We start from the raw sequence: 19665 nt of genomic DNA, 5'->3' as shown, positions 1-19665 counted from the left end.
AGTACAACGACGTGACTCCCCGTAAACCCCTCTCCCGGCTGCGTGGCCGGACCAGGCACGCGCTCGCCGTGCTCGCGGCGCTCACCATCGCGGGCGGTGTCGCGAGCCCGGTCGCGACGGCCCAGGAGAACCCGTACGAGCGCGGCCCGGACCCCACGGAGCGGAGCATCGAGGCCAGCCGCGGACCGTTCGCGATCGCGCAGGACTCGGTGTCCGGCTTCGTCTCCGGTTTCGGCGGCGGCACCATCTACTACCCGACCACCACCAGCGAGGGCACGTTCGGAGCCGTGGCCATCGCGCCCGGCTACACGGCGAGCCAGTCCAGCATGAGCTGGTACGGGCCCCGGCTCGCGTCGCAGGGCTTCGTGGTCTTCACGATCGACACCAACTCGCGGTTCGACCAGCCGGACAGCAGGGGCGACCAGCTCCTCGCGGCGCTCGACTACCTGGTGGACCGCAGTTCGGTGCGGAACCGGATCGACCGCAACCGGCTCGGCGTCATGGGCCACTCGATGGGCGGCGGCGGCTCGCTCGAGGCCGCGGTGGACCGGCCCTCGCTGCAGGCGGCGATCCCGCTGACGCCGTGGAACCTCGACAAGACGTGGGGCGAGGTGCGGGTGCCGACGTTCATCATCGGCGCCGAGAACGACAGCGTCGCCTCGGTGAGCTCGCACGCCGAGCCGTTCTACCGGTCGCTGCCGTCCACACTGGACAAGGCGTACATGGAGCTCGACGGCGCCTCGCACTTCGCGCCGAACTCGCCGGACACCACCATCGCGAAGTACACGATCTCGTGGCTCAAGCGGTTCATCGACAACGACACCCGCTACGAGCAGTTCCTCTGCCCGGCCCCGACCGACCGGACCATCGAGGAGTACCGCGACACCTGCCCGCACTCGGGCTGACGGCGCTGACGGCGCTGACGGCGCTGACGGCGCTGACGGCGACAGCAGTGAATGGCTCATTCCCCGTGCCGGGCACGGGGAATGAGCCATGCACCGCCCGCTGCGGGGGCTCAGAACGCCATCGCCTGCGCGCGCCGCTTGACCTCCGTGCCGTGGCTGGTCCGCAGGGCGTTGATCGGGGTGACCCCCGGCAGCGACTCGTCCCTGGAGAACAGCCAGCGCAGCATCTCCGTGCGGTTGAACCCGGCGTCCGCCAGCACGGTGATGGTGCCGGCGAGCCCCTTGATGACCACACCGTCGCCCAGGAAGTCAGCGGGCACGACCAGCTCTCCGTCCCGGCGGACCGCGATCAGCTGACCGTCTTTCAGCATCTGCCGCACTTTGTTGCCCGAGAGCCCGAGCGCGTTCGCCACCTCCGCGAGCGGAAGCACCGGGACGTCCGCGTCGAGCACGTCGTCAGCGACTGGGATCGCACTCACGCCCCTTACCTTGCCACAAACAGCGCGGTCGCGAGGAGAACCGCTCCAATGGACTAACCCGGACAGGGCCAGCGCACTCTCGGTGGCGCCGGAGTGCTCAGGGCGGGTCCACCGATCGTGCTCACGTCCGTACTATCGACTCCTGTGACACGCACGGACCACAGCCCGGTCGGCGCGCTCCTCGACCGGCGGTACCGAGTCGACAGGCTGCTCGCCAGGGGCGGCATGTCGTCGGTGTACCGCGGCGTCGACACCAGGCTGGACCGGCCCGTCGCCATCAAGATCATGGATCCCCGCTTCGCCGACGACCGCTCGTTCGTCGACCGCTTCGAGTGGGAGGCCCGCTCCGCCGCACGCCTGCACCACCCCCACGTCGTCGCGGTGCACGACCAGGGCTTCGACACCACCGCCGGAGCCGACGAGGGCCGCGCCTTCCTGGTCATGGAGCTCGTGGACGGCGGCACGCTGCGGGACCTGCTCGACCAGCGCGGCCCGCTGGACCTCCCGCTGGCCCTCACCATCGCCGAGCAGGTGCTCTCCGCGCTCGCGGCGGCCCACACGGAGGGCCTGGTGCACCGCGACGTGAAGCCGGAGAACGTGCTCATCGGCCGGGGCGGATCGGTGAAGGTCGGCGACTTCGGGCTGGTGCGCGCCGTGGCGAGCGCCAACACCACCAGCGCGAGCGTCATCCTCGGCACGGTCGCCTACCTCTCGCCCGAGCAGGTCACCAGCGGTTCGGCGAACGAGCGCGGCGACGTCTACTCGACGGGCATCCTGCTCTACGAGATGCTGACGGGCCGCGTGCCCTACACCGCCGACACGGCGCTGTCGGTGGCGTACCGGCACGTGAACGACGACGTGCCCGCGCCGAGCCTCGCCCGGCGGGACCTCCCGCCCGCGCTCGACGACCTCGTCCTGCGCGTGACCCGGCGCGACCCGCAGGCCAGGCCCGCGGACGCCCGCGTCTTCCTCGCCGAGCTGGAGCAGGTCCGGACGTCGCTGGGCATCACCTCGGTGCCCGTGCCCGCCCCCGTGCGCCCCCAGGCCGAGAGTGCCGGGAGCCCCTCGGAGGTCACCGACGCCGAGCGCACCATTCCCGCCTTCCAGGCGGTCACCACGGTGCAGCCGGTTCCCGGCGGGCCCCGCGGCACCCAGGCCCTGCCTCGCGGCCCCCTTCCGATGGACGGACCGCCGCCCGGTCCCGGCACGCCTCCCGGCGGCGAGCCCGCGGCGCCTCCGCCACGGCGCCGCGGCCGGATGGTCCTGTGGGCGCTGGCCGGGCTGCTCGTCGCGGCCGGCGTCGGCGCGCTCGTGTGGTGGTTCGCGGGCGGCCGCTGGGTCGCCGTGCCGCAGGTGACCGGACTCGACCGCGCCGCCGCCGAGCAGCAGCTCCGCGCCGCCGAGCTCGTGCCCGAGTTCGCCGAGGAGCGGCACAACACCGCGCCCCGGGGCACCGTCATCGGCACCGACCCGGCCGCGGGCACCGACGCCCTCGTGGGCGGCGTCGTGCGGGTGACGCTCTCACTCGGCAAGCCGATCGTGCCGGACATCTCGCCCGGCATGTCGGTCGAGCAGGCCGAGAACGCGATTCGTGAGGTGCAGCTGGAACCACGGCTCGACCCGAACGCCGACCAGTTCAGCGCCGAGGTGCCCGAGGGCGCCGTCGTCACCGTGTCGCCGCGGCCCGGCAGCGAGGCCAACATCGGCGACCGGGTCACCATCGTCGTGTCCAAGGGCCCACCGCCGACGCCGGTGCCCTCGGTGAAGGGAAAGAGCCGCGACGAGGCGTTCCAGATCCTGCAGCAGGCCGGGTTCGAACCGTTCGACGCGGGCGAGGAGTTCGCCGCGGACGTGCCGGCGGGCAGCGTGACCCGCACCGACCCGGAGGCGGGCACCACCCCGGGTGGTGGCACCAGGGTCGGCGTCTTCGTGTCGAACGCCGTCGAGGTCCCCTCGGTGGTCGGCAGGCCGACGCGCGACGCCGTGCAGTTGCTGTCCGACGCGGGCCTGCAGGTGCAGGGAGCCGACGAGCGACGCGGGTTCAGCTTCGTCGTCGACCAGGACCCCGACCCCGGCCAGCGGGTGCCGAAGGGAACCACCGTCAACCTCCGCGTGCTGCCATGACCGGGATCGAACTCGTCCAGGGAGACATCACCGAACAGGACGTCGACGCCGTCGTCAACGCGGCCAACTCGCGGCTGCTCGGCGGCGGCGGGGTCGACGGCGCCATCCACCGCGCGGGCGGGCCGGACATCCTCGCCGAATGCCGCAGGCTGCGGGAGACGACCTACCCCGACGGGCTGCCGACCGGGCGGGCCGTCGCCACCACGGCGGGCAGGCTGCCCGCGCGATGGGTGATCCACACGGTCGGACCCGTCTTCGCCCGCTCCGAGGATCGCGCGCACCTGCTCGCGTCGTGCTACCGCGAGTCGTTGCGGGTCGCCGACGAACTCGGTGCGCGGTCCGTCGCCTTCCCCGCGGTGTCGGCCGGGGTCTACGGCTGGCCCCTCGACAGTGCCGCGGAGATCGCCATAACGTCGGTCCGGCAGGCCGAGGACACCGCTGTCGAACACGTCCGTTTCGTACTGTTCAGCCCGGACGTGTACCGCGCCTTCGCGAACTTCCTTGCCTGACAACCTCGTTCGGATGAATCCACGGACGGGGTCTCCGCGCCGGGAGCCTGCCGGGGAAGGATTAGCAGGGCGGTAACGCCGCGACCACGCGCGTGTCACGCGCGGCTGCTGCAGTGAACCCATCGCGAAATCCTTCGACATCGGGAGGCCCGCCGATGCCCGCGAACCGGCTCAGCGCCCTGGACGTCGCCTTCCTCTGCCTGGAAAGCGACACGACCCCCATGCACATGGGCGCGGTCGTGACGTTCCGGCCCGGGGAGGTCGCCGACCCGGCGCGGCTGACCGGGCTGCTCGCCGACCGTGCCCGGCGGATTCCCCGGCTGCGCCGACGAGTGCGGACCAGCTGGCCACCGCTCGGCGGCGCGCAGTGGACGGAGGATCCCGGCTTCGACGTCATGCGGCACATCGAGGTGCACCACCTCACCGACCGGTTCCAGGCCGACCCGCTGGCCGAGCACGCCTCCTACTGGATCGCGGAGCCACTCGACCCGGAGACCCCGCTGTGGAACGCGCAGATCGTGACCGGCCTGCCCGGCGGGGAGTTCGCGTTGCTGCTGAAGTTCCACCACGCGTTCGCCGACGGCCAGGGTGCCGTCGAGGTCGCACTGGGCCTGCTCGACGGCGTCTCCCTGCCGCGCCAGCGCGGTGCGGAACGGCCGAAGCCCGCGCCCGCCCGGTCGCCGCTGGACGTTCTCTGGGACAGCGCGACGACGGCGATCGGCCAGGCGGGCGAGTCGGCGGGCATCGCGGGCGCCGTCCTGCGGGCGGCGCGACCGTACCCGGTGTCCCCGACCGCGACGCCGAACTCCCGGAGCAGGCGGCTCGGCTTCGTCCGGCTCGACATGGGCGACGTCCGGCGGGTGCGCAGGTCGCTCGGCGGCACCACCAACGACGTCGTCCTCGCGGTGCTGGCGGGTGCGCTACGGGACTGGATGACCAACCGGGGGCGGCGTCCCGAAGCCGGGCCGTTGCGCGCGCTCGTGCCGGTGAGCCTGCGCGGCCGGGAGGCCGAACGTGCGGGCGGCAACGTGCTCTCCGGTTACCTGTGCGACCTGCCCGTCGAGCTCGAGGATCCGGCGGCGCGGCTGCGGGCGGTGCGGGCGACGATGGACCGCAACAAGAAGGCCGGTCCCGCCCGGGGCGCGGGAGCGATCCCCATCCTGGCCAACCGCGTGCCCGCGGGCGTGCACCGGATCGCCACGAAGGTCGCGGGCCGTGCCGCGCCGCTGCTGTTCGACACCGTCGTCACCAACGTGCCGCTGCCCGGCGTGCCGATGACGTTCGGGGGCGCCGCACTGCGGGAGGTGTACCCGTTCGTGCCGCTGGCCCCGCACCAGGCCGTGGGTGTCGCGGTGTCGAGCTACCGCGACACCCTGCACGTCGGCCTGCAGGCCAACGGCGAGGCCGTCCCCGACGTGGGGTCCCTCGGCGACGCGGTGACCAAGTCGATGGCGGCCCTGCTGCTCAGCGCTCGTGCGTGAGAAACGTTGTTCTCACCACGGTTCCCACTCACGAGTCAGCCGCGCAGCATCTCCGCGACGAGGAACGCCAGCTCCAGCGACTGCTGCGTGTTCAGCCGGGGGTCGCACGCCGTCTCGTAGCGGCCGGAGAGGTCCAGGTCCGAGATGTCCTGGGCACCGCCGAGGCATTCCGTGACGTCCTCGCCGGTGAGCTCGACGTGGATGCCCCCCGGGTAGCTGCCCACCTTGCGGTGCACCTCGAAGAAGCCCTGCACCTCGTCGACGATCCGGTCGAAGTGGCGGGTCTTGTAGCCGTTCGACGACTCGTGCGTGTTGCCGTGCATCGGGTCGCACTGCCAGATGACCTTGTGCCCCGAGCTCTCCACCTTCTCCACGATGGCGGGCAGCACATCGCGCACCTTGGAGTTGCCCATCCGGGAGATGATCGTGAGGCGGCCCGGCTCGTGGTGCGGGTCGAGCCGTTCGACGTACTCGACGGCCTGCTCGGGCGTGATGGTGGGGCCGATCTTGAGCCCGATCGGGTTCGCCAGCAGCTCCGCGAACGCGACGTGCGCGCCGTCCAGCTGGCGGGTCCGCTCACCGATCCACAGGAAGTGCGACGAGAGGTTGTACAACTTCGCGTCCGGCGAGCCGGGCTCGTCCAGGCGCAGCATCGCCCGCTCGTAGTCGAGCAGCAACGCCTCGTGGCTGGCGAAGATCTCGGTGGAGTGCAGCGAGGTGTCGTTCACGCCGCACGCCGACATGAACCGCAGCCCCCGGTCGATCTCCGAGGCCAGCGCCTCGTACCGCTCCCCCGCGGGCGAGTTCAGCACGAAGTCCTTGTTCCAGGAGTGCACCTGCGCCAGGTCGGCCATGCCCGCGCCGGTGAGCGCGCGCACCAGGTTCATCGCCGCGCCGGAGTTGGCGTACGCGCGGATCATGCGCGCCGGGTCGGGGATGCGCAGCTGTGGCTCGGGCACCAGCGAGTTGACGATGTCCCCGCGGTAGACCGGCAGGCCCAGCGCGTCGGTGTTGTTGGACCTCGGCTTCGCGTACTGGCCCGCGATCCGGCCCACCTTCACCACCGGCAGGCTCGCGCCGTAGGTCAGCACCACGGCCATCTGCAGCAGCGTCCGCAGGTTGGCACGGATGTGCGGTTCGGTGTTCGACTCGAACGTCTCCGCGCAGTCACCGCCCTGCAGCAGGAAGGCCTCGCCCTGCGCGACCATGGCCAGCCGGTCGCGCAGCCGGTCGATCTCGGCGGGCACGGTGATCGGCGGCACGCTCTCCAGCACGTGGCGCACCCGCTTCGTCACCTCGGCGTCGGGCCACTCCGGCTGCTGCGCGGCCGGGCGCGACAGCGCGTCGTCGAGCCGTTCGCGCAGGCCACCGGGAAGCGGTGGGAGCTCGGGCAGGGTGTCGACGGGTACGTCCACGGTCCAGTTCACAGCCTCAGCATACGAACCCGCCCAGCCACGCGGTGAAGGCCACCTTCAGTGCGTCGAACGCACCGAGGGTGGCCTTCACGTCCCGTGGTGGGCTCAGACCGCGGCCAGCGGCAGCGCGGTCGGGTGCACCGGGGCGGGCAGGTCGGAGGAACCGGTGAGGTAGGAGTCCACCGCGTGGGCCACCGAACGGCCCTCCGCGATCGCCCACACCACCAGCGAGGCGCCCCGGTGCGCGTCACCGCACACGAACACGCCGGGCGCCTCCGTCTGCCAGTCCGCACCGCACGAGATCGTGCCGCGCCCGGTCAGCTCCAGTCCCAGGTCGCCGAGCAGGCGCATGTGCTCCACGCCCTCGAAACCGATCGCGAGCAAGACCAGGTCGGCGGGCAGCTCCTCGATCTCCTCGCTGGTCGGCACGACCTGCCTGCGGCCGGTCTCCGGGTCCTTCTCCACCCGCACCTTGTGCAGCTCCAGCGCCCGCACCCGGCCGTTCTCGTCGGCGAGGAACCGCTTCACCGCGACCGCGAACCGCCGTTCCCCCGTCTCCTCGTGCACGGGGTAGGTGCGCAGGATGTACGGCCACGTCGGCCACGGCGAGCGGTCGTCGTCGCGCGTGGACGGGGGCTGCGGGTACTGGTCGAGCTGCGTCACCGAGAGCGCGCCCTGCCTGGTGGCCGTGCCGTAGCAGTCGGCGCCGGTGTCGCCGCCGCCGATGATGACGACGTGCCTGCCGTGCGCGTCGATCTCCGGCGGGCCGTCGCCCTCGCAGTACCGGTTGGCGGGCACCAGGTACTCCATCGCGAGGTGGATGCCGTCGTGCTCGCGGCCGGGCGTCATGGTGTCGTCGCGGCCGCGCAGCGCGCCCACCGCCAGCACGACGGCGTCGAACCGCTCCCGCAGCTGCTCCACCGTGACGTCGACACCCACCTCGCAGCGGGTGACGAACGTGGTGCCCTCGGCGCGCAGCTGCGCGAGCCTGCGGTCGAGGACCTTCTTCTCCATCTTGAACTCGGGAATGCCGTACCGCAGCAACCCGCCGAGCCGGTCGTCCCGCTCGAACACGGTCACCTCGTGCCCGGCTCGCGTCAGCTGCTGGGCGGCCGCGAGACCGGCAGGCCCCGAGCCCACGACGGCCACCCGCCGCCCGGTGGACTCCGCCGCCGTCCGCTCGCGCACGTAGCCGGACTCCCACGCCTGCACGGCAATGGTCTCCTCGACCCGCTTGATCGCCACCGGGCCACCGGACAGCGGCGAGATCGACAGCACGCACGCCGACTCGCACGGCGCCGGGCACAGCTTCCCGGTGAACTCGGGGAAGTTGTTGGTCGCGTGGAGCCGCTCGCTCGCCTCCGCCCAGTCGCCGCGCCGCACCAGGTCGTTCCACTCGGGAATCAGGTTGCCCAGCGGGCAGCCCGCCGTGCCGGAGTGGCAGAACGGGATGCCGCAGTCCATGCACCGGGTCGCCTGCGTGCGGACCTCGCTGTCGCGCTCCCCCGGGGCGCGGTCGGCGTACACCTCGCGCCAGTCGTGGACGCGCTCGTCCTTCGGCCGCTTGGGTGGCTCGGCGCGGTCGTGCTTCAGGAATCCGGTCGGGTCAGCCACGAGCCGCCTCCAGTGTCTTGCGGGACCCCCTCCCCTGCTGTGGCGAAAAAGCATGCCACAGCGGGGGCCCAACCCGGTCGGCGGCCGTGGCTGCCGCTCCGCACGCTCCGCCATGCTCAGCCACGAGCCGCCTCCAGTGTCTTGCGGGACCCCCGCACCCGGTCGGCGGCCGTGGCTGCCGCTCCGCACGCTCCGCCATGCTCAGCCACGAGCCGCCTCCATGATCGCCTCGTCGATGTCCCGGCCCGCCGCCTTCGCCGCCCGCGCGGCCTCCAGGACGCGCTGGTAGTCGCGCGGCATCACCTTCACGAAACCCGCCGACCGGCGCGGCCAGTCGGCCAGCAGCGAGGCGGCCACCGGGGAACGGGTCAGGTCGTGGTGCCGCCGCACGGTCTCCTTCAGCCACGCCAGGTCGTCGGCCTCCGGCTCCTGCAGGTCCACCATGCCGGGGTTGACCTGCCGCCGGTCGAGGTCGAGCACGTAGGCGAGGCCGCCGGACATGCCGGCCGCGACGTTCCGGCCGGTCGGGCCGAGCACCACCGCCCGGCCACCGGTCATGTACTCGAACGCGTGGTCGCCGACGCCCTCGGCCACCGCCAGCGCGCCGGAGTTGCGCACGCAGAACCGCTCGCCCACCTGGCCGCGGATGAACAGCTCACCGCCCGTCGCGCCGTAGCCGATGGTGTTGCCCGCGATCACCTGTCCCTCGGCGGCGAACTGCGCCTCGGGGTGCGGGCGCACGATGACCCGCCCGCCGGAGAGGCCCTTGCCGACGTAGTCGTTCGCGTCGCCCACCATGTCCAGGGTCACGCCGGGCGGCAGGAAGGCGCCCAGCGACTGCCCCGCCGAGCCCGTCAGCATGATGCGGATGGTGTCGTCGGGCAGGCCCGCGCTGCCGTACCGGCGGGTGATCTCCGAGCCGAGCAAGGTGCCCACCGTGCGGTTGACGTTGCGCACCGGAAGCTCGATGTTCACCCGGTGCGCGTCCTCCAGCGCAGCCTCGGCGAGCTGGATCAGCGTCCGGTCCAGCGCGTGCTCGAGACCGTGGTCCTGCTCGCGGACCTTGCGCCGCGCGCCGCCGTACGGCGTCCGCTCCGGCATGGCGAACACCGGCTCGAGATCGAGACCCCGCGCCTTCCAGTGCTCGACGGCCTCGTCGACGTCGAGCACGTCGGCCCTGCCGATCGCCTCGTCCAGCGAGCGGAAGCCCAGCTGCGCCAGGTACTCGCGGATCTCCTGCGCCACGAACCGGAAGTAGTTCACGACGTGGTCGGCCTGGCCGGTGTACCGCTTGCGCAGGTCGGGGTTCTGCGTGGCGACGCCCACCGGGCAGGTGTCCAGGTGGCACACGCGCATCATGATGCAGCCGGCCACCACCAGCGGCGCGGTGGCGAACCCGTACTCCTCGGCGCCGAGCAGCGCGGCGACGACCACATCCCGTCCGTTCTTGAACCCGCCGTCGACCTGCACCGTGATGCGGTCGCGCAACCCGTTGAGCAGCAACGTCTGCTGCGTCTCGGCCAGGCCGATCTCCCACGGGGTCCCGGCGTGCTTGAGCGAGTTCATCGGCGAGGCACCGGTGCCGCCGTCGTGCCCCGAGATGAGCACCACGTCGGCGTGCGCCTTCGACACGCCCGCGGCGACCGTGCCGACGCCGAGCGAACTGACCAGCTTGACGTGGATCCGCGCCCGCTCGTTGGCGTTCTTCAGGTCGTGGATCAGCTGCGCCAGGTCCTCGATCGAGTAGATGTCGTGGTGCGGCGGCGGCGAGATCAGCCCCACCCCCGGAGTGGAGTGCCGGGTGCGCGCGATCCACGGGTACACCTTGTTCGGCGGCAGCTGCCCGCCCTCGCCGGGCTTGGCGCCCTGCGCCATCTTGATCTGGATGTCGTCGGCGTTCACCAGGTACTCGCTGGTGACGCCGAACCGTCCACTCGCGACCTGCTTGATGGCGCTGCGCCGCTCGGGGTCGTACAGCCGCTCGGGATCCTCGCCGCCCTCACCGGTGTTCGACCGGCCGCCGATGCGGTTCATCGCGATGGCGAGCGTCTGGTGCGCCTCCATCGAGATGGAGCCGTACGACATCGCGCCGGTGTTGAACCGCCTGCAGATCGACTCGACCGACTCGACCTCCTCGATCGGCACCGGGCTGCGTCCCCCGGTCCGGAAGGAGAACATGCCGCGTAGCGCGCCACCCTCCCGGTTGAGGCGGTTCACCTCGTCCGAGTACTGGCGGTAGACCTCGTCCCGCCGCGTCTTGCTGGCGTGCTGCAGCAGAAACACCGTCTCCGGCGTGAACAGGTGCAGCTCGCCCTCCCTGCGGTAGGCGTACTCACCACCGGTTTCCAGCCCGCGGTGCACGCGCTCGGTCGGGTTGTCCGGGTAGGCGCGGCGGTGCCGCAGGGCGACCTCCTCGGCGAGCACGTCGAGGCCGACCCCGCCGAGCTTCGACGTGGTGCCGGTGAAGTACTCGTCGAGCAGCTCCTGGGAGAGCCCGAGGGACTCGAAGACCTGGGCGGCGGTGTAGGCGCCCACGGTGGAGATGCCCATCTTGGACATGATCTTCAGCACGCCCTTGACGAGCGCGTTGACGTAGTTGCGGATCGCCTTCTCCGGCTCGATGCCGGTGATCGCTCCCTGCGCGATCATGTCCTCGATCGTCTCGAACGCGAGGTACGGGTTCACGGCGGCGGCGCCGTAGCCGAGCAGCAGCGCGATGTGGTGCACCTCGCGCGCGTCGCCGGACTCGACGACCAGCGCCACCCGCAGCCGCTCCTTGGTGCGCACCAGATGATGGTGGACCGCCGAGACGAGCAGCAGCGAGGGAATCGGCGCCATCCGGTGGTCGGAGTCGCGGTCGGAGAGCACCAGCGTGCGCGCGCCGGCCGCGATCGCCTCGGACGCCTCCCGGCGCACCCGCTCGATCGCCGCCGCCAGCGCGGCACCGCCACCGTCCACCTCGTACAGTCCGGACAGGACGGTACAGGCGAAGCCGGGCAGGTCGCCGTCGTCGTTGATGTGGATCAGCTTGGCCAGCTCGTCGTTGTCGATGACGGGCGTGGGCAGCTGGATGTGCCTGCACGACGCCGGACCGGGCCGCAGCAGGTTCTGCTCGGGGCCCATGATGCGGCTCATCGAGGTGACCAGCTCCTCGCGGATCGCGTCCAGCGGCGGGTTGGTCACCTGCGCGAAACCCTGCTTGAAGTAGTCGTAGAGCAGCCGGGATCGCTTGGACAGCACGCCGGGCGGCGTGTCCGTGCCCATCGAACCGACCGGCTCCGCGCCGTGGGCGGCCATCGGGCCGAGCAGGATCTTCAGCTCCTCCTCGGTGTAGCCGAACGCGAGCTGGCGGCGCAGCACCGAGGCATGGGTCTGCGTGATGTGGTCGCGGTCGCGCAGCTCGGACAGCGACAGCAGCCCCGCGTGCAGCCACTCCTCGTACGGCTCCTCGCCCGCGAGCCCGGACTTGATCTCGTCGTCGTTGACGATGCGGCCCGCCTCGGTGTCCACGAGGAACATGCGGCCCGGCTTGAGCCTGCCCTTCGCCACGACGGCGTCCGGCGCCACGTCGAGCACGCCCGTCTCGCTCGCGAGCACCACGCGGTCGTCCGCGGTGCGCCACCAGCGGGCCGGCCGCAGGCCGTTGCGGTCGAGCACGGCGCCGACGAGCGTGCCGTCGGTGAACGTCACGCAGGCGGGCCCGTCCCACGGCTCCATCAGGCTGGCGTGGAACTGGTAGAACGCGCGGCGCGCCTCGTCCATCGTGGCGTGGTTCTCCCACGCCTCGGGGATCATCATCAGCACCGCGTGCGGCAGGCTGCGGCCGCCGAGGTGCAGCAGCTCCAGCACCTCGTCGAACGAGGCCGAGTCCGACGCGTCCGGCGTGCACACCGGGTACAGCCGCGTGAGGTCACCGGGGAGGAGGTCGGACTCCAGCAGCGCCTCGCGCGCCCGCATGCGGTTGCGGTTGCCGCGGATGGTGTTGATCTCGCCGTTGTGCGCGACGAACCGGAACGGGTGCGCCAGCGGCCACGAGGGAAAGGTGTTGGTGGAGAACCGGCTGTGCACCAGCGCGATGGCGCTGACCAGCCGCTCGTCGGCGAGGTCGCGGAAGAACAGCGGCAGCTGGACCGGCGTGAGCATGCCCTTGTAGACCAGGGTGCGCGACGAGAGCGACGGGAAGTAGGTGCCGCAGCCCGCCACCTCGGTCTCCCGCTCCGCGCGCTTGCGCAGGCAGAACGCCAGGCGGTCGAGGTCGAGGCCGCTCGGCCGCTCGTCGTCGGCGTCCGGCCTGCCCGCGACGAACAGCATCGCGAAGTGCGGCATCACCGAGCGGGCCGTGGGGCCGATCCCGGCCCCGTCGGGGTCGGTGGGCACCTCGCGCCAGCCGAGGACGTCGAGACCTTCCTCGTCCGCGATGCGCTCGACGATCTCGACGGCCTTGGTGCGCTGCTCGGCATCGGTGGGCAGGAACGCGATCCCGGCGGCGTAGTGGTGGCTGCCGAAGGAGTCGGGGGCGGGCAGCGGGCAGCCGGCCTCGGCGCGCAGCAGCTCGTCAGGCAGCTGCAGCAGGATGCCGGCACCGTCCCCGCTGGTGGGCTCGGCGCCCGCGGCACCGCGGTGGTCGAGGTTGGTCAGCGCGTTCAGGCCGTCGGTGACGATGCCGTGCGACCGCGTGCCGTGGATGTGGGCGACCATCGCCACACCACAGGAATCCTGCTCGTACTGGGGGTCGTAGAGACCCTGCTGACCCGGATTCGCCGAGAAGATCAAAGGGACCTCCTGCGTCGTCTTCGTGCTCGGGTTCGTGCTGGGCACGGGACGACGATGGCCCGCATGATGAGCGAGACCTTAACATCTGTGAAACATGGGAGCACTCGTTCTCAGTGCCGTTCCGGCCGGAAACTGTAACGATCTGGCTGCGGTGAACGACAATGTTCTTGATGAGCAGTCGAGCGGTGGCTCGCCGTTCGAGTTTACCCGAAGTTCGGGTTTGTCAAGCTCCGCCGCCGTCACCTGATAACGTCATCCCGCCGGGTACCGTGCCCGGCGGCGCGAGCGGGAGCGAAGTCCGGTGAGATCCCGGCGCTGTCCCGCAACTGTGATGGCCCCGGTCCCGCACGGACCGCGAACGGTCGCGAGTGACCCGTTACCGGCACCTTTCGCCAGTAACGAGCCACTCGTGGTAGTCACCCGACGGGGTGGGCCGAGCCAGGTCGCCTGCCGCTCGCGCGGACGCCATCCACCTCCGGCGCAGGGGTAGCGGCGTCGTGACCGCCGCACGCGGTCCGGCCCGGCCCTCCGCCGGCCGATCGTTCGAGGTTCCATGCCCCGCTTGTCCAGGCTGCTCCCGCTGCTTCCGCTGCTCTGCGCCGCCGTGCTGGCCGGCTGCGCCGAGCGGCCGCCGAGCGCCGAAACTCCCGCCGGGTCGGCCGGCTTCCCCGTCGAGCTGCGCCCCGAGGGCGCGCCCGCCGTCACCATCGAGAAGCGGCCCGAGCGGATCGTGTCGCTGTCCCCGTCCGCCACCGAGGTCCTCTACGCGGTGGGCGCGGGCCCACAGGTGGTGGCCGTCGACTCGGCCTCGACGTACCCCGAGCAGGCTCCGCGCACCGACCTGTCCGGGCTGAACCTCGACCCCGAGGCGATCGCCGCCCACGACCCCGACCTCGTCGTCGTCGAATCGGACCTGGACGGCAGGCTCACCGGGGCGCTGGCGAAGACGGGCACGACCACGCTCGTGCTCCCGGCCGCCACCTCGCTGCGGGCCGCGTACGACCAGTTCGAGCTGCTCGGCAGGGCCACCGGATACCCGGACGAGGGCGCCGACCTGGCGCGGCGGACGCGCACCGAGATCCAGAAGATCGTCCGGGAGACGCCGGAGCCCGCCGAGCCGCTGACCTACTACCACGAGCTCGACCCGACCTACTACAGCGTCACGTCGAAGACCTTCATCGGCCAGGTGTACGGCCTCTTCGGCCTCGTCAACATCGCCGACCAGGGCGATCCGGACGCGGCGAGCGACTACCCGCAGCTGTCCGCAGAGCGGATCCTGGAAGCCGACCCGGACCTCATCTTCCTGGCCGACACCCACTGCTGCGGGCAGAACGCCGAGACGGTGGCGGCACGACCGGGCTGGGACACGCTCACCGCGGTCGAACACGGCCGGGTGTACCCGCTCGACGACGACATCGCGTCCCGGTGGACCCCCCGGCTCGTCGACTTCGTACACGCCGTGTCGACGGCCGTCACCGAGGCGAGCCGCTGACGTGTTGAAGGCTCGCGCCCTGCGGCCCGCCACCACGCTGCGGCCGCGCACCCTGCTCGCCGCCATGCTGGTGCTGCTCGGCGTGGGCGTCCTGGCGGTCGTGCTCGGCGCGGGCGACCTCGGGGCCGGGCGGGTGCTCACCGAGATCGGCGCGCAGCTCACCGGCGGGGTGTCCCCGCTGTCGGAACGCGAGGCCGCGATCGTCTGGGAGCTGCGCCTGCCCCGGGTGCTGCTGGCCGGGCTCGTCGGCGCCGCGCTCGCCGGGGCCGGAGCCGCCTTCCAGGGGGTGTTCCGGAACCCACTGGCCGACCCCTACCTGCTCGGCGCGGCCGCGGGGGCGGGTATGGCGGCCACCATCGTCGTCGTGCTCCTCCCCGCCGCGAGCTCCTGGGTCGTCGGCCCGCTGCCGCTGGCCGCGTTCGCCGGCGCACTCGGCGGGGTGGGGCTGAGCTGGGTGCTCGGCCGGTCGGCGGGCGGGTCGGGTACCGCGACCCTGCTGCTGGCCGGGGTCGCCGTCGCGTCGTTCCTCACCGCCGTGCAGACGTTCGTGCAGCAGCTGGACACCGACACCATCGAGCAGGTCTACACGTGGATGCTCGGCGGGCTCAACCTCACCGGCTGGCGGGAGGTATGGCTCGCGCTCCCGTACATCGCGCTGGCCGCCGTGGTGCTGTGTGCCTGCGCCAGGCTGCTCGACGTGCTCGGGCTTGGCGACGCGGAGGCCGCGTCGCTCGGCGTCCACGCCGGGCGGGTGCGGCTGGTGGTGCTGTCGGCGGCGTCGCTGGCCACCGCGGCCGCCGTGGCGGTGAGCGGGCTGATCGGCTTCGTCGGCATCGTCGTGCCGCACCTGGTGCGGCTGCTCGCCGGCGCGAGCTACCGGGTCATCCTGCCGCTGTCGCTCGTGGGCGGGGCGGCGTTCCTCATCGTCGCCGACCACATCGCCCGCACGATCATGCCGGGCGAGCTGCCGCTCGGCGTGGTGACCGCGTTCGCGGGCGCGCCGTTCTTCGTCGTGGTGCTGCGGACGACACGCGGGCGGCTGCCGTGACCGCGGCGCTGCGGCTGGACCGGGTGGCGGCGGGCTACCGCGGTGCCGAGGTCGTGCGCGGGGTGTCGGCCGCGGTGGCCGAGGGCGGCTGGCTCGCGATCGTCGGCCCGAACGGGGCGGGCAAGTCGACGTTGCTCAAGGCGATCGCCGGGCTCGTCGCGTTCAGCGGCGACATCGAGGTGCACGGCAGGTCCGTCACCGCGCTGTCCCGCAGGCAGCGCGCGCACGAGATCGGCTACGCGCCGCAGAACCCGCTGCTGCCCGACGGGCTGACCGTGACCGACTACGTGTTGCTGGGCCGCACCCCGCACCTCGGCGCACTGGCCAGGGAGAGCGCGACCGACAGGTCCATTGTGGAGGAGTCGCTGGCCAGGGTCGACCTCGGCGGCCTCGCGGCGCGCCGGATGCGCACCCTGTCCGGGGGCGAGCAGCAGCGCGCGGTGCTCGCCAGGGTGCTGGCGCAGCGGACGCGGCTGCTGCTGCTCGACGAGCCGACCACGGGTCTCGACATCGGTCACGCGCAGGCGTTGCTGGAGCTGCTGGACCGGCTCCGCCGGGAGGACGGGACGACCGTCGTCACCACCCTGCACGACCTGACGTTCGCGGCGCAGTACGCCGGGGACCTGCTGCTCGTGGACGGCGGCGAGGTGGTGGCCGCCGGGGCGCCGGAGGAGGTGCTCACCGCGGAGCGGCTGCGCCGCCACTACGCCGCCGACGCCGAGGTGCTCCGCACCGCCGACGGCCGCCCGGTGGTCACTCCGGTCCGCCCGCGCTGACCGCGGGTCCCCCGCCCCTGCTCGCGCGTGCTGCGTCCACGACGCCGAACTCCCCGGTCCCGAACGCAGCACTCGCGCGTCCGGGCGGGGGACTCGCCGACTAGAACGTGTTACAGTTCCGCGCGTGATTCTCGACCGGTTCCGGATCAACGACGCGGTGGCGGTGGTGACGGGCGCCGGGCGCGGCATCGGCGCCGCGACAGCGGTGGCACTGGCCGAGGCCGGCGCCGACGTGGTGCTCGCCGCCCGCACGAAGGACCAGCTCGACGAGGTGGCCGCGCGCGTCGCGGGCGCGGGCCGCACGGCACACGTCGTCCCGGCCGACCTGTCCGATCCCGCCAACGCGGCGGCGCTGGCCGACGCGGCGATGGACACGTTCGGCAGGCTCGACGTCGTGGTGAACAACGTCGGCGGCACCTTCCCCTGCCCGCTCACCGACACCAGCACGGAGTTCCTGGAGGAGGCCTTCCGGTTCAACGTGTCCACGGCACACGCGCTCACCCGCGCGGCCGCACCCGCGATGCTGCGCTCGGGCGGCGGCGCGGTCGTCAACGTGTCGTCGGTGATGGGCAGGGTCAGCGGCCGCGGCTTCCTCGCCTACGGCACCGCGAAGGGCGCGCTGGCGCACTACACCCGGCTCGCCGCCGCCGACCTGGCGCCGCGGATCCGGGTCAACGCGGTCGCCGTCGGCTCGGTCGCCACGTCCGCGCTGGAGGTGGTGGTGAACAACCCCGAGCTGCGCGAACGGATGGAGGCCGCGACACCGCTGCGGCGCATCGGTGAACCGGAGGAGGTGGCCGCCACGATCCTCTACCTGTGCTCCCCCGCGGGCGGCTACGTCACGGGCAAGGTGCTCGAGGTGGACGGCGGCCAGCAGGCGCCGAACCTCGACCTCGGACTCCCGGACCTGACATGAACTACCGGGTGGTGCAGTGGAGCACCGGCAACGTGGGCCGCCACGCGCTGGCGGGCATCGCCGCGCGGCCGGATCTGGAGCTGGCCGGGGTGTGGGTGTCCGACCCGGCGAAGGTGGGCCGCGACGCGGGCGAGCTGGCCGGGCTCGGCAGGCCGCTCGGGGTGGCGGCGACCGACGACGCCGACGCGCTGCTCGCGCTGCGCCCCGACTGTGTCGTCTACACCGCGATGGCGGACGACCGGATCACCGAGGCGCTGGCCGACCTGCGACGGATCCTGCGCACGGGCGTCAACGTGGTGTCCAGCAGCCCGGTGTTCCTCCAGTTCCCGGACGGCGTGGTGCCGGAGGAGATCTCCGGCCCGGTGCGCGCGGCGGCGCTGGAGGGCGGCTCCTCGCTGTGGGTGAACGGGGTCGACCCCGGCTTCGCCAACGACTGGCTGCCGCTGACCCTCACCGGGATCAGCGAGCGCATCGACGAGGTCCGCTGCCTGGAGATCCTCGACTACGCGACCTACGACAACCGCAAGGTCGTCTTCGACATCATGGGCTTCGGCTCCCCGCTGGAGGACAAGCCCATGCTGCTGCAGCCCGGCGTGCTCACGCTCGCGTGGGGCAGCGTCGTGCGCCAGCTCGCGGCGGGCCTCGACGTGGAGCTCGACGCCGTCGAGGAGCACTACGAGCGGCTGCCCGCGCCCGAGACCTTCCCGATCTCCTCGGGCACCATCGAACGCGGCACGGCGGCGGCGCTGCGGTTCGAGGTGCGCGGCATGCGCGGCGGCAGGCCGGTGTGCGTGCTGGAACACGTGACGCGGCTGCGGCCGGACCTCGGCCCGGACTGGCCCCAGCCCACCGGACAGGGCTGCTACCGCGTGCAGGTGACCGGTGAGCCGAACTACACGCTCGACCTGCGGCTGCTCGGCAGCGACGGCGACCACAACACGGCCGGTCTCAAGGCGACGGCGATGCGGCTGGTCAACGCCGTCCCGGCCGTGGTGCGGGCGGCGCCCGGGCTACTGACCGGGCTCGACCTTCCGCTGGTCACCGGCAGGGGCCTCGTCCGCTGAGCCGTCGCCGGCCTGTCCTCGGTCCGGTTCGTCCTCGGTCCCGGGGGAACCGGAGTCGTCGGAGTCGCCGGGTTCGGGTCCGGGCTCGTCCTTGCCGCGCAGTGCGGCCGGTTCCTCGCGGGGACCGCGCCGGCGGGCCAGTACGAAGTAGGCGACCGCCCCGGCGAACAGCAGCATCGACGTCCAGTTGTTCACGCGCAGGCCGAGGATCTCGTTGGCCTCGTCGGTGCGCATGAACTCGATCCAGAACCGGCCCGCCGTGTACCCGGCGACGTAGAGCGCGAACACCCGCCCGTGGCCGAGCCGGAACCGCCGGTCGGCCCACACGATGAGCAGGGCGACACCGAGGCTCCACAGCAGCTCGTAGAGGAACGTCGGGTGCACCGTGCCGAGCGGCACGTCGCTGACCGCGACACCGTCGAGCGGCCCGGGGTTCTCCAGCGTGCACTGGCTGGCCGGGTAGCCGGGCGTGGTGCGGCAGTAGATCTCCAGTCCCCACGGCAGGTCGGTGGGCCGGCCGTAGAGCTCCTGGTTGAAGTAGTTACCGAGCCTGCCGATGGCCTGCGCGACCACGATGCCCGGCGCGACCGCGTCGGCCACCGCGGGCAGCGGGATGCCCCTGCGGCGGCACGCGATCCACGCTCCGACGCCGCCGAGCGCGATCGCGCCCCAGATGCCGAGCCCGCCGTCCCAGATGTAGAGGGCGCGGACCGGGTCCCTGCCCTCGCCGAAGTACAGCTGGTAGTCGGTGATGACGTGGTAGAGCCTGCCGCCGATCAGGCCGAACGGCACCGCGAAAACAGCGATGTCGGTGATGGTTCCCTTGGCGCCACCGCGCTGCGCCCACCGCCGCTCACCCCACCAGATCGCGACGACGATGCCCGCGATGATGCACAACGCGTACGCGCGGATGGGGATCGGGCCCAGATGCCACACACCCCGGTCCGGGCTGGGAATGCTGGCGAGGAACACTGCCGACGCGGAGCTCACCCCGTCACCGTAGCGCGCGCACCGGGATACCGACCGCCCAGGGCTCGTGAGTGAAGAACGTTGTTCTAACCACGAGAAA

At 72.3% G+C, this 19665-nt stretch carries 14 protein-coding genes; 9 read left to right on the top strand and 5 right to left on the bottom strand.

Features of this window, described 5'->3' with window-relative positions; translation table 11 throughout:
- Window positions 1-11: 11 nt before the first annotated feature.
- Window positions 12-905, top strand: coding sequence for a bis(hydroxyethyl) terephthalate hydrolase (gene bdeA, locus B0I33_RS09530; RefSeq protein ID WP_146147476.1), 894 nt, complete (start codon window positions 12-14; stop codon window positions 903-905).
- 110 nt (window positions 906-1015) lie between these two features.
- Here bdeA and B0I33_RS09525 read toward each other — a convergent pair whose 3' ends face one another.
- A complete protein-coding gene (locus B0I33_RS09525; protein WP_106178177.1) occupies window positions 1016-1384 on the bottom strand; it encodes an Rv2175c family DNA-binding protein in 369 nt (122 codons plus the stop codon).
- Window positions 1385-1528: 144 nt separating this feature from the next.
- Here B0I33_RS09525 and B0I33_RS09520 point away from each other — a divergent pair, with 144 nt between their 5' ends.
- From B0I33_RS09520 to B0I33_RS09510, 3 genes are all read left to right on the top strand, one after another.
- A complete protein-coding gene (locus B0I33_RS09520; protein ID WP_106178176.1) occupies window positions 1529-3508 on the top strand; it encodes a Stk1 family PASTA domain-containing Ser/Thr kinase in 1980 nt (659 codons plus the stop codon).
- A complete protein-coding gene (locus B0I33_RS09515) occupies window positions 3505-4017 on the top strand; it encodes an O-acetyl-ADP-ribose deacetylase (RefSeq protein WP_106178175.1) in 513 nt (170 codons plus the stop codon). Before B0I33_RS09520 ends, B0I33_RS09515 begins: the two co-directional genes overlap by 4 nt.
- Window positions 4018-4172: 155 nt before the next feature.
- On the top strand, window positions 4173-5498 hold the full coding sequence (locus B0I33_RS09510; protein WP_106178174.1) for a wax ester/triacylglycerol synthase family O-acyltransferase: 1326 nt from the start codon (window positions 4173-4175) through the stop codon (window positions 5496-5498).
- Between the two features lie 35 nt (window positions 5499-5533).
- Here the strand turns inward: B0I33_RS09510 and B0I33_RS09505 are convergent, their stop codons facing one another.
- From B0I33_RS09505 to gltB, 3 genes are all read right to left on the bottom strand, one after another.
- A complete protein-coding gene (locus tag B0I33_RS09505; RefSeq protein ID WP_106178173.1) occupies window positions 5534-6925 on the bottom strand; it encodes a class II 3-deoxy-7-phosphoheptulonate synthase in 1392 nt (463 codons plus the stop codon).
- A gap of 93 nt (window positions 6926-7018) precedes the next feature.
- Window positions 7019-8527, bottom strand: a complete 1509-nt coding sequence (locus B0I33_RS09500) for a glutamate synthase subunit beta (protein WP_106178172.1) — start codon at window positions 8525-8527, stop codon at window positions 7019-7021.
- A 201-nt stretch (window positions 8528-8728) separates the two neighbouring features.
- Window positions 8729-13300: a glutamate synthase large subunit gene (gene gltB, locus B0I33_RS09495; RefSeq protein WP_106178171.1), complete on the bottom strand. Its 4572-nt coding sequence runs from the start codon at window positions 13298-13300 to the stop codon at window positions 8729-8731.
- Window positions 13301-13853: 553 nt separating this feature from the next.
- Here gltB and B0I33_RS09490 point away from each other — a divergent pair.
- The 5 genes from B0I33_RS09490 (at window position 13854) to B0I33_RS09470 (ending at window position 18596) form a co-directional block, all read left to right on the top strand.
- Window positions 13854-14792, top strand: coding sequence for an ABC transporter substrate-binding protein (locus tag B0I33_RS09490; protein WP_106178170.1), 939 nt, complete (start codon window positions 13854-13856; stop codon window positions 14790-14792).
- A 64-nt stretch (window positions 14793-14856) separates the two neighbouring features.
- Window positions 14857-15840 carry a FecCD family ABC transporter permease gene (locus B0I33_RS09485; protein ID WP_106178292.1) on the top strand — a complete coding sequence of 328 codons (984 nt, stop codon included), beginning with the start codon at window positions 14857-14859 and terminating at the stop codon, window positions 15838-15840.
- Window positions 15837-16616: an ABC transporter ATP-binding protein gene (locus B0I33_RS09480; protein ID WP_106178169.1), complete on the top strand. Its 780-nt coding sequence runs from the start codon at window positions 15837-15839 to the stop codon at window positions 16614-16616. The genes B0I33_RS09485 and B0I33_RS09480 overlap by 4 nt, the downstream gene beginning before the upstream one ends.
- Before the next feature lie 124 nt (window positions 16617-16740).
- A complete protein-coding gene (locus B0I33_RS09475; protein WP_106178168.1) occupies window positions 16741-17532 on the top strand; it encodes an SDR family oxidoreductase in 792 nt (263 codons plus the stop codon).
- On the top strand, window positions 17529-18596 hold the full coding sequence (locus tag B0I33_RS09470; protein ID WP_106178167.1) for an NAD(P)H-dependent amine dehydrogenase family protein: 1068 nt from the start codon (window positions 17529-17531) through the stop codon (window positions 18594-18596). The genes B0I33_RS09475 and B0I33_RS09470 overlap by 4 nt, the downstream gene beginning before the upstream one ends.
- Here B0I33_RS09470 and lgt read toward each other — a convergent pair.
- Window positions 18543-19586, bottom strand: coding sequence for a prolipoprotein diacylglyceryl transferase (gene lgt, locus B0I33_RS09465; RefSeq protein WP_106178166.1), 1044 nt, complete (start codon window positions 19584-19586; stop codon window positions 18543-18545). The genes B0I33_RS09470 and lgt overlap by 54 nt on opposite strands.
- Window positions 19587-19665 lie beyond the last annotated feature (79 nt).

Source organism: Prauserella shujinwangii, assembly GCF_003001955.1.
Classification (GTDB): domain Bacteria; phylum Actinomycetota; class Actinomycetes; order Mycobacteriales; family Pseudonocardiaceae; genus Qaidamihabitans; species Qaidamihabitans shujinwangii.
Note: the sequence above shows the minus strand (reverse complement) of the source record. Positions and strands in the feature narration are given on the sequence as shown.